The organism is Variovorax sp. V15 (genome assembly GCF_041154425.1).
Classification (GTDB): Bacteria; Pseudomonadota; Gammaproteobacteria; order Burkholderiales; family Burkholderiaceae_C; genus Variovorax; species Variovorax guangxiensis.
Window position 1 is genome coordinate 1,339,103 of sequence record NZ_AP028659.1, and the last position, 9,597, is coordinate 1,348,699.

A 9,597-nucleotide genomic window follows, 5' to 3' on the forward strand; every position below is an offset into this window, starting at 1 on the left:
GCCCCTTTTCGTTTTTCATTACGATGCCTCGATGTTCGCCGCTGCAATCTTCGACATGGACGGGCTGCTGATCGATTCGGAGCGCCCCATCATGGCCGCCTGGATCGACGTCGCCCGCACGCTCGGCATCGAGCTTTCACACAGCCAGTACCTGCAGGTGGTGGGGCTGTCCACGGTGGAGTCCGAAGTCGTCCTCGCTTCGCTGCTGGGCGGGCCGGCCGCCTACACCCACGCGGTGGGCCTCGTGCGACAGCGCCTGCAGCTGGAGCGCTCCGACGGTACGCCACTGTTCCCGATCAAGCCCGGCGCGGCTGAATTCCTGGCGGCGCTGCGCGAACGCGGCACGCGCTGCGCCGTGGCCTCTTCATCGACCAGCGTGCAGATCCAGGCCTGCCTCGGCAGCCTCGACGTGCTGCACCACTTCTCGGCCTTCGCGGGCGGCGACGAAGTGGCGCGCGCCAAGCCCGATCCGGCGCTCTACCTGCTCGCGGCCGAACGGCTGGGCGTGGACCCCGCCGACTGCATCGCCTTCGAGGACAGCGAGAACGGCGCCAAGGCGGCGCTGGCGGCGGGCCTGCGGGTGGTGGTGGTGCCCGACCTCAAGCATCCGCCCGCATCGATCGTCGAGCGGGCCTTCCACGTGCTCGATTCGCTGCACGACGCACTGGCGCACCTGCCGCGCTGGTTTCCGCAACAGGCCATGCAGAAGATGTAACGGCATGATCAAGATCGGCACCCTCTGCCACGTGGTCGACAGCTGCCTGGCGTCGCCCTTCACGGAGCGTGCCGTGGGCCGGATCGTGGAGGTGGTGTCCGCGCCCTATGAGGCGCCCAGCGAGCGCTACCTGCCCGGCACTTACTACGACGTGCTGTTCGAGGGCTGGACCTTCTACTGCCGCAGCGACAAGCTCGTGCCCATTTCCGACCCCGATGCCGAGGTCGAGCGCTGGGAGGACGTTTTCCTCGAGGAGCCCGGCCTCCTGCCGGCGCCCGCCCCTCAGAGCACCTCGTCGCGCAGCTGCGGAAAAACCTTCGACACCTTTGCCAGCAGGTAGTCGCCGTAGCGCCCGCTGAAGGCGTGCACGTTGGCGCGGTCCCAGCGCTCGGCGCTGTCGTCGCGCGCTTCGGCGCCCGCGAGGCCCTCTATGCGCTGCACCCGGGCCTCGAAGTTCGGATCGAAGAAGAGCGGAAACGACAGCCGGTCATGCCCCGAGGTGTTGCGCTTCACCCGGTGCGGCGTCGACTTGTAGAGCCCGCCGGTCATGCGGTCGAGCATGTCGCCGATGTTGCAGACGAAGGAGCCCGCAACCGGCGGCGCGTCGATCCAGCCGCCGGGCGTGTGCACCGCCAGGCCGCCGATGTGGTCCTGGTGCAGGATCGTCAGCAGCCCGTAGTCGGTGTGCTCGCCCACGCCCCATTGCACGTCGAGGCCCTCGGGCACTGGCTGCGAGGGGTAGTTGAAGAGCCGGAACAGGATCAGCGGGTCGGCCGTGTAGCGCTTCGCGAAGTAGCCCGCCTCGAGGCCCAGGCTCAGCGCGATGCCTTCCATCAGCCGGTGGCCCAGCTGCGTGACGGCGTCCATGTATTCGAGGATGGTCTCGCGAAAGCCCGGCACTTCGGGGAACAGGTTTGGCCCGTGCACCGGCGTCTTCGCCTGCACCAGCGGATGCGTGGCGGGCAGCTCCGTGCCCAGGTACAGGCCTTCCTTCCAGTCGGGCCGGCCCGAGGTCAGCTCGCCGCCCAGCGGAAAGTAGCCGCGCCAGGCGCGCCCGCCCAGGGCCATGCGCCAGCGCATCTTGGTTTCCTCGGGCAGCTCGAAGAAGCGGTGGCTGAGTTCTTCGAGCCGCTTCACCAGCGCCGGGTCGACGCCATGGCCGGTTACGTAGAAGAAACCGTGGGCGCGGCAGGCGGCGCCGATCTGTGCGGCGACGGCGTCGCGCCCGGCGGTGCCGGCAACGAGCGCGGAAACATCGATGAGGGGAAGGGCTGCGTCGGTCATGCGTCTCTCGCGAAGGGGGAGCGGATGTCGGCCAGGAACTGCTGGGCGCGCGGATGCTGCGGCCGGTTGAAGAAGTCGTCGGGTGTGGCGCGCTCCAGCACCTTGCCTTCGTCCATGAAGAGCACGCGGTCGGCCACCTCGCGCGCGAAGCCCATCTCGTGCGTCACGCAGACCATGGTCATCCCGTCGCGCGTGAGGTCGCGCATCACCAGCAGCACCTCGCCGACCATCTCGGGGTCGAGCGCGCTGGTGGGCTCGTCGAACAGCATCAGCGGTGGCTGCATCGCGAGCGCGCGGGCGATCGCCACGCGCTGCTGCTGGCCACCCGAGAGCTCGCCGGGCCAGGCGTTGGCCTTGTTCGACAGGCCGACGCGGCTCAGCAGCGCCATCGCGCGCTCGTCGGCCTGCTTGCGCGTGAGGCCGCGCAGCTGCATCGGCGCCATCGTGCAGTTCTGCAGCACCGTGAGGTGCGGGAACAGGTTGAACTGCTGGAACACGAAGCCGATGCGCGAGCGGAATTCGTTCACGTCCAGGCCCGGCGCGTGGATGTCCTGCCCGTCCACCACGATGCGGCCCGACTGGATCGGCTCCAGCCGGTTGAAGGTGCGGATCAGCGTCGACTTGCCCGAGCCCGAGGGCCCGCACACCACGACCACCTCGCCCTTGTGGATGGTTTCGGTCACGTCGACCAGCGCGTGGTAGCTGCCGTACCACTTGTTGACTTTTTCGAGTTCGATCATGCGGACACCTTGGTGGCGGCGGTGGAGATGCCGCGGCGCGCGAGCCGGCGTTCGAGCCAGTAGGCGAAGCGCGAGAGGCCGAAGCAGAGAATGAAGTACGTCCCGCCCAGGATCAGGTAGATCTGCGCGGGCTTGGTGAACACCTGCGTGTTGATCTGCGTCGCGATGAACGACACCTCGGCCAGCCCGATGATGTAGCCCAGCGAGGTTTCCTTGATGGTCGAGACGAACTGGTTCACCAGCGAGGGCAGCATGCTGCGCAGCGCCTGCGGCAGCACCACGAGGCGCATCGCGCTGCCATAACTCAGGCCCAGCGCACGGGCGGTTTCCATCTGCCCGCGCGGCAGGCCCTGGATGCCGGCGCGCACGATCTCGGCGAGGTAGGCGGCGTCGAACACCACCAGCGCGATCAGCATGGTGGTGAACTGGTCGGTCTTCACGCCGGTGACGCTGGGCAGGAAGAAGTAGGCCCAGAAGATCACCATCAGCAGGGGCAGCCCACGCACCACGAACACGAAGCCCGTGACCGGCCAGCGCAGCCAGCGCCACGGGCTCACCCGTGCCAGCCCCAGCACGATGCCCAGCGGCAGCGCCAGCACCAGGCCGCAGGAGGCCAGCAGCAGCGTGAGCACCAGCCCGCCGAGCGGGCCGTTCGGGTACTGCCCGATGAGAAAGTAGACCCAGTAGTCGTTGATGATCTGAAGCATCGCGCCGTCGCTTTCCTCAGATCGTCCGCACCGGGTAACGGTGGTGGTACCAGGTGGCAAGTCCGGTGATGGCCAGCGACACCGTCAGGTAGGCCGCGCTCGCGAACGCGAAGGACTCGAAGCTGCGGAAGGTCGCGCTCTCGACCTGGCCGGCCTGGTACATCAGCTCGGCCACGCCGATCACGGTGGCGATGGAGGTGTTCTTCCACAGGCTCAGCGTCTGCGAGATGAGCGGCGGAATGGTCACGCGCAGCGCCTGCGGCAGCACCACGCGGCGCATGGTGGCGAGGTAGCTGAAGCCCATCGCTCGGCCGGCCTCGAACTGCACTGTGGGAATGGCGCGGATGCCGCTTCGGATGTCCTCCGCCATGAAGGCCGCCGTGTACAGCGCGAGCGCGATGATGGCGCTGTAGGCCTCGATGTGCCCTGCGTAGAGCCATTGCTTGATGTCTTCCGGCAGCAGTTCGGGCGCGCCGAAGTACCAGAAGAGCATGTGCGCCAGCAGCGGAATGTTGCGGATCGACTCCACGTACGCGAAGCCGAGCCAGCGCAGCGGCGCGAAGGGCGACAGCCGCAGCAGCGCCACCACCAGCGCGATGGGCAGCGCCAGCGCCAGCGAGGCCGCGAGCAGCTGCAGCGACAGCAGCAGGCCCGCGACAAGCATGTCGTGGTACTTGCCGGTCAGCAGCAAGGAATAGTCGAACAGGGGCATGGGGGGCGACAGTATCACCGCCGCGGGGAAAGAAGAGCCGGGAGCCCGTCGTCCGGCCTCATCCTGTCGTCTCTCCGGCCTTCCCCGAGGGCGAAGGCCGGGGATTCAGGCTCAGTCGATCTTGTCGCTCTCGAGCTTGAAGTCGCGCGACTGGAAGCCCGAAGCCGTGTTCGGGCCGTACCACTTGATGAAGATCTTCTCGGCGTCGCCCGACTTCTCGAGCTCGCGCAGCGTGTCGTCCACCACCGCCTTCAGGCCGCTCTCGCCCTTCTTGATGCCGATGGCCAGCGCCTCGGTGCTCAGGTTCTGCTTGAGCACCACGTACTGCGCCTTCTGCGGGCCCAGCTTGGCGTAGCTGCGCAGCAGCGCGGCCTCGTCGTCCACGTAGCCCACGCCCTTGCCCTGCTGCAGGGCCTGGAAGGCCTGCTGGCTGGTGTCGAAGGTCACGACCTCGACGTTGGGCACGGCCTTGCGGATGTTGGGCTCCTGCGTGCCGCCACGGATGGTTAGCACCTTCTTGCCGGCGAGCTGCGGCACCTCGGTGATGCCGCTGTCCTTCTTCACGATGGCCTTCTGGCCGGTGACGAAGGTGGTGAGCGAGAAGTCGATCTGCGCCTCGCGCTCCTTGTTGTGCGTGAGGCCGGCGGCCACCAGGTCGACGTGGCCCTGCTGCAGCTCCGGAATGCGCGCGGCCACCGCGATCTGCTTGAGCACCGGCTTCACGCCGATCTTCTTCGCGATGGCGTTCACCAGGTCCACCTCGTAACCGACGATCTGGCGGGTCTTGGGGTCGACGAAGGTCGCGGGCTCGTCCGTGCCGAGCACGCCGACGACCAGCTCGCCCTTTTTCTTGATGTCGGCCAGCTGGTCGGCATGGGCGACGGTGCCGAACAGGAAGGTGGAGGCGGCGAGGGCCGCGGCTGCAATCAGTTTCATGCGCATGTTCTTCTCCTTGGTGGAAACGGAAGGGGCAGGACCATATCAATAAAACCGCTGATTATTAAATCGTCAATCGACATATGCATATGGTCGGGCTGAAGGCCGCTTTTGCGGGCTGGGTTAAATTCGCGGCGCAAAAACGCGCTTCCGGCGTCTTTCCTCCGCCTCCCTCCGCCTCCCTCCGCATCTCTTCGAGCGAGATCCTCATGATCATCAAACCCCGCGTGCGCGGCTTCATCTGCGTCACCACCCATCCCGCCGGCTGCGAAGCCAACGTCCGCCAACAGATCGAATACGTCAAGGCCAGGCCCGCCATCGACGGCCCGAAGAAGGTGCTGGTGATCGGCGCATCGACCGGCTACGGCCTCGCCGCGCGCATCACCGCCGCCTTCGGCTGCGGCGCCGGCACGCTGGGCGTCTTCTTCGAACGCCCGGGTAGCGAGACCAAGCCCGGTTCGCCCGGCTGGTACAACACCGCCGCCTTCGAGCGCGCCGCGCACGCCGAGGGCCTCTATGCGAAGAGCATCAACGGCGACGGTTTTTCCGACGCGATGAAGCAGCAGGTCATCGATACCATTCGCGCCGACCTGGGGCAGGTCGACCTCGTCGTCTACAGCCTGGCCGCACCGCGGCGCACGCATCCGAAGACCGGCCAGGTCTTCAACTCGGTGCTCAAGCCCGTGGGCAAGGCGGTGAACCTGCGCGGCCTCGACACCGACAACGAGACCGTGAAGGAATCGGTGCTCGAGCCCGCCACGCAGGAGGAAATCGACAACACCGTGGCCGTGATGGGCGGCGAGGACTGGCAGATGTGGATCGACGCGCTGCAGCAGGCCGGCGTGCTGGCCGACGGCGCCAAGACCACGGCCTTCACCTACCTGGGCGAGCAGATCACGCACGACATCTACTGGAACGGCTCCATCGGCGAAGCCAAGAAGGACCTCGACCAGAAGGTGCTGGGCATCCGCGCGCAGCTCGCGGCCAAGGGCGGCGACGCGCGCGTGTCGGTGCTGAAGGCGGTGGTCACGCAGGCCAGCTCGGCCATTCCGATGATGCCGCTGTATCTGTCGCTGCTGTTCAAGGTGATGAAGGAGCAGGGCGTGCACGAGGGCTGCATCGAGCAAGTGCAAGGGCTCTACGCCGAGAGCCTCTACGGCAGCGCGCCGCACATCGATGCCGAAGGCCGCCTGCGCGCCGACTACAAGGAACTGGCGCCGCAGGTGCAGTCGCGCGTGCTCGAGCTGTGGCCGCAGGTGACCAAGGAGAACCTCTACGAGCTGACCGATTTCGCGGGCTACAAGACCGAGTTTTTGCGGCTCTTCGGCTTCGCGGTGGAGGGCGTGGACTACGAGGCCGACGTGAACCCCGATGTGGGCATTCCGGGCATCGTGCAGCTCTAGCAGGCCCCTCAAGGGATACTCCCGCCCATGCAGATACAAGAAAAGCCGCCCGCCGGCACGCCCTTCGACTGGATCGGCGGCGAACCGAAAGTGGAGGCGCTGGTCGAGCGCTTCTACGACCTGATGGACCTCGAGCCCGCCTACGCGCAGCTGCGCGCGGTGCATGGCACCAGCCTCGACAACGCGCGCCAGCGCCTGTTCTGGTTCCTCTGCGGCTGGCTGGGCGGGCCTTCGTACTACACCGACCGCTTCGGCCACCCGATGCTGCGCGCGCGCCACCTGCCGCAAAGCATCGGCGGCCACACCATCGGCATCAAGGAACGCGACCAGTGGCTGGCGTGCATGGACCAGGCGATGGGCGAGACGGGCGTGCCCGAGGACTTGCGCGCGCGCCTTCGCGACTCCTTCTTCAAGACCGCTGACTGGATGCGCAATAGAGGCGAATGATCGCCGGCCAGACACACGAGCAACGATTTCCGAAAGACGCTTCTTCCATCATGAATTCCATCGTCATCATCGGCGGCGGCCACGCCGCGGCCCAGCTCTGTGCGGGGCTTGCGGAAGCCGGGCAGGGCGCGCGCGTGCACCTGGTCTGCGAGGAGGCCTGCGAGCCCTATCACCGCCCGCCGCTGTCCAAGACCTTCCTGAAGAGCGCGGAAGAAACCACGCAGCCGCACAAGGCCGCCGACTGGTATCGCGAAGCCGGCATCACGCTGCACCTGGGCGATGCGGCCGTGGCCATCGACCGCGAGGCGCACACCGTCACGCTGCGTTCGGGCGCGGTGCTGCCGTGGCAACAGCTGGTGCTGGCCACCGGCACGCGCGCTCGCCAGATGCCCGACCTGAAGCCGGGCCTCGAGAACGTCGCCAGCCTGCGCGCGGCCGACGAGGCGCATCGCCTGCGCACGCGCCTCGCGGCGGCAGAGAAGGTGACGGTGCTCGGCGGCGGCTTCATCGGGCTCGAAGTGGCGGCCACCGCCAAGGCGCTGGGCAAGACGGTGCAGGTCATCGAGAGCGCGCCGCGCCTGCTGGGCCGCGCCGTGTCGCCCGAACTCTCGGCGCACGTGCTGGCCACGCATCGCGCGGCGGGCATCGACATCGTGCTCGGCGCGCAGACCGGTGCCTTCGAGGTCGAGGGCGACCGGCTGGTTTCGCTGCAGGTCAATGGCGTGAAGCAGCCTGTCGACCTGCTGCTGCTGGGCATCGGCGCGGTGCCGGAGACCGCGCTCGCGCAGGCAGCCGGCATCGAGTGCGCGGACGGCATCGTGGTCGACGGCCACATGCAGACCAGCGCGGCCGACGTGCTCGCGGTGGGCGACTGCACGCGCTTCCCCGATCGCCGCGCGGGCCGCGCGCTGCGGCTCGAATCGGTGCAGAACGCCAACGACCAGGCGCGCACGGCCGTTGCCACGCTCACCGGCGAGGCACGCGCGCACGACGCGGTCGCGTGGTTCTGGTCCGACCAGGGCGGCATGCGCCTGCAGATGGTGGGCCTGATGCCCGCCGAAGGAACTCCCGGCCTGAGCAGCGTGCGCCGCGCGGGCCCGAAGCCCGATGCGTTCTCGCTGTTCCACTATGTCGACGGCCAGCTCGTGTGCGTGGAATCGGTGAACGCGCCGGTCGACCACATGATGAGCCGCAAGCTGCTCGAAGCGGGCCGCAATCCCGATGCGGCGGCGGTGGCGGATGCCTCGGTGCCGCTGAAGAACCTGCTGGCCTGAGCTGAAGAAGGTGCTCAGCGCCGAGCAGGCGCCAGCAGCACCACCAGCGCGCCGGCCCCGCCTTCGGCCGGCTTGGCCTGCACGAAGGCGATCACCTCGTTCTTCTGGATCAGCCAGCGCTGCGTCTTGGTCTTGAGCACCGGCTGCTTGCCCGGCGAGCCCAGGCCCTTGCCGTGCACCACGCGCACGCAGCGCAGGCCCTGCTTGTAGGCGTTGCGGATGAAGCCGCCCAGGGTCTCGCGCGCCTCGTCGCTGCGCAGGCCGTGCAGGTCGACCTGCGCCTGGATGGCCCAGTCGCCCTTGCGCAGCCGCGCGGTGACGTCGGTGCCGATGCCGGGGCGGCGGAAGCTCATGGCGTCGTCCACGTCGAGCAGCGTGGTCACGTCGAACTCGTCCGAGAGCGATTCGCGCAGCACGCGCTGCTCGTCGAGCTGGTGCTGCACCGGGATGGGCGCGGGCGGCTCCGGCGCGAGCGGCACCACGGCCTTGCGGCGCAGCGGCTCGGTGGCGCCGATGGCGCGGGTGAACAGGTCTTTCTCGGCCGCGCGCTTGCGCTCGGCCTGCGCCTTGGCCGCGGCCTCGGCGGCTTCGCGCTCGCGGGTTTCGGCGAGTACGCGCTGCACCTGCTTGAGGTCGGCGAGGTTCTTGATCGAGGGCGCGCGCGCGGGCATCAGAGCAGTCCTTTCTCGGCCATGGAGAAACTCTGCCCGGGGCTCACGATGATGTGGTCGAGCACCCGCACGTCCACCAGCGCCAGCGCGGCGCGCAGCGTCTGCGTGAGCGATTCGTCGGCGCGCGAGGGCTCGATGCTGCCGCTCGGGTGGTTGTGCGCCAGCACCACTGCAGCGGCGTGATGGTGGATGGCGCGCGTGACCACTTCGCGCGGGTAGACGCTGGTCTGGGTGAGCGTGCCGCGGAACATTTCCTCCAGCGCGAGCATGCGGTGCTGCACGTCGAGGAACACCACCGCGAACACTTCGTAGGGGCGCGGGCCGATGTGCAGCTGCAGATACTGCTTGACCGCGTCGGGCGAGTCGAACACTGCGCGCTCGCGCAGCTTCTCGCCCATGGCGCGGCGCGCCAGCTCGAGCACCGCGATCAGCTCGGAGCGCTTGGCGCTGCCGCCCAGTCCCTTGACCGATTTGAGGTCGTCGGCGCCGGTGTGCAGCAGTCCCGAGAGCCCGCCGAAGCGCTCGAGCAGCTGCTGCGCGAGTTGCAGCACGTTCTTGCCCGCCACGCCGGTGCGCAGCAGCAGGGCCAGCAGTTCGGCGTCGGCCAGCGCGGCCGCGCCGCGCGCGATGAGCTTTTCGCGCGGACGGGCATCGAGAGGGAGATCCTTGAAAGACATGAAACCCCGGGTGAAACCTTGGCGGAGCCGG

12 protein-coding genes are annotated in these 9,597 nt (G+C 68.2%); 5 read left to right on the forward strand and 7 right to left on the reverse strand.

What is annotated here, in order from left to right; all coding sequences use genetic code 11:
• The first annotated feature begins 31 nt into the window (after nucleotides 1-31).
• Complete coding sequence (locus tag ACAM57_RS06550) at nucleotides 32-715, forward strand: HAD family hydrolase (protein ID WP_369661063.1); 684 nt, start codon at nucleotides 32-34, stop codon at nucleotides 713-715.
• A 4-nt stretch (nucleotides 716-719) separates the two neighbouring features.
• Nucleotides 720-1,055: a hypothetical protein gene (locus ACAM57_RS06555; protein WP_056593793.1), complete on the forward strand. Its 336-nt coding sequence runs from the start codon at nucleotides 720-722 to the stop codon at nucleotides 1,053-1,055.
• Here the strand turns inward: ACAM57_RS06555 and ACAM57_RS06560 are convergent.
• The 5 genes from ACAM57_RS06560 to ACAM57_RS06580 form a co-directional block, all read right to left on the reverse strand.
• Nucleotides 998-1,999, reverse strand: coding sequence for an isopenicillin N synthase family dioxygenase (locus tag ACAM57_RS06560; RefSeq protein WP_369661064.1), 1,002 nt, complete (start codon nucleotides 1,997-1,999; stop codon nucleotides 998-1,000). The genes ACAM57_RS06555 and ACAM57_RS06560 overlap by 58 nt on opposite strands.
• Complete coding sequence (locus ACAM57_RS06565; RefSeq protein ID WP_126023261.1) at nucleotides 1,996-2,739, reverse strand: amino acid ABC transporter ATP-binding protein; 744 nt, start codon at nucleotides 2,737-2,739, stop codon at nucleotides 1,996-1,998. The genes ACAM57_RS06560 and ACAM57_RS06565 overlap by 4 nt, the downstream gene beginning before the upstream one ends.
• On the reverse strand, nucleotides 2,736-3,446 hold the full coding sequence (locus ACAM57_RS06570) for an amino acid ABC transporter permease (RefSeq protein ID WP_126023262.1): 711 nt from the start codon (nucleotides 3,444-3,446) through the stop codon (nucleotides 2,736-2,738). Before ACAM57_RS06570 ends, ACAM57_RS06565 begins: the two co-directional genes overlap by 4 nt.
• Nucleotides 3,447-3,462: 16 nt before the next feature.
• A complete protein-coding gene (locus ACAM57_RS06575) occupies nucleotides 3,463-4,158 on the reverse strand; it encodes an amino acid ABC transporter permease (protein WP_184640997.1) in 696 nt (231 codons plus the stop codon).
• Nucleotides 4,159-4,269: 111 nt separating this feature from the next.
• Entirely contained in the window at nucleotides 4,270-5,100 is an 831-nt protein-coding gene (locus ACAM57_RS06580; RefSeq protein WP_369661065.1) for an ABC transporter substrate-binding protein, read from the reverse strand.
• 203 nt (nucleotides 5,101-5,303) lie between these two features.
• Here ACAM57_RS06580 and fabV point away from each other — a divergent pair, with 203 nt between their 5' ends.
• Genes fabV through ACAM57_RS06595 form a run of 3 tightly spaced genes read left to right on the forward strand, consistent with a single transcriptional unit; the run spans nucleotide 5,304 to nucleotide 8,218 of the window.
• The gene (gene fabV, locus ACAM57_RS06585; RefSeq protein WP_369661066.1) at nucleotides 5,304-6,497 is read left to right on the forward strand and encodes an enoyl-ACP reductase FabV; all 1,194 of its coding nucleotides are present in this window, start codon (nucleotides 5,304-5,306) and stop codon (nucleotides 6,495-6,497) included.
• A gap of 27 nt (nucleotides 6,498-6,524) precedes the next feature.
• Nucleotides 6,525-6,944: a group II truncated hemoglobin gene (locus ACAM57_RS06590; protein WP_369661067.1), complete on the forward strand. Its 420-nt coding sequence runs from the start codon at nucleotides 6,525-6,527 to the stop codon at nucleotides 6,942-6,944.
• A gap of 50 nt (nucleotides 6,945-6,994) precedes the next feature.
• Nucleotides 6,995-8,218: an NAD(P)/FAD-dependent oxidoreductase gene (locus ACAM57_RS06595; RefSeq protein ID WP_369661068.1), complete on the forward strand. Its 1,224-nt coding sequence runs from the start codon at nucleotides 6,995-6,997 to the stop codon at nucleotides 8,216-8,218.
• A gap of 14 nt (nucleotides 8,219-8,232) precedes the next feature.
• On the opposite strand, the gene ACAM57_RS06600 is transcribed toward ACAM57_RS06595, so the two are convergent.
• Both ACAM57_RS06600 and radC read right to left on the reverse strand, forming a co-directional pair.
• Nucleotides 8,233-8,889 (reverse strand): Smr/MutS family protein, encoded by a 657-nt coding sequence (locus ACAM57_RS06600; RefSeq protein ID WP_126023268.1) that lies wholly within the window; start codon nucleotides 8,887-8,889, stop codon nucleotides 8,233-8,235.
• Nucleotides 8,889-9,566 (reverse strand): DNA repair protein RadC, encoded by a 678-nt coding sequence (gene radC, locus ACAM57_RS06605; RefSeq protein WP_126023269.1) that lies wholly within the window; start codon nucleotides 9,564-9,566, stop codon nucleotides 8,889-8,891. The genes ACAM57_RS06600 and radC overlap by 1 nt, the downstream gene beginning before the upstream one ends.
• Nucleotides 9,567-9,597 lie beyond the last annotated feature (31 nt).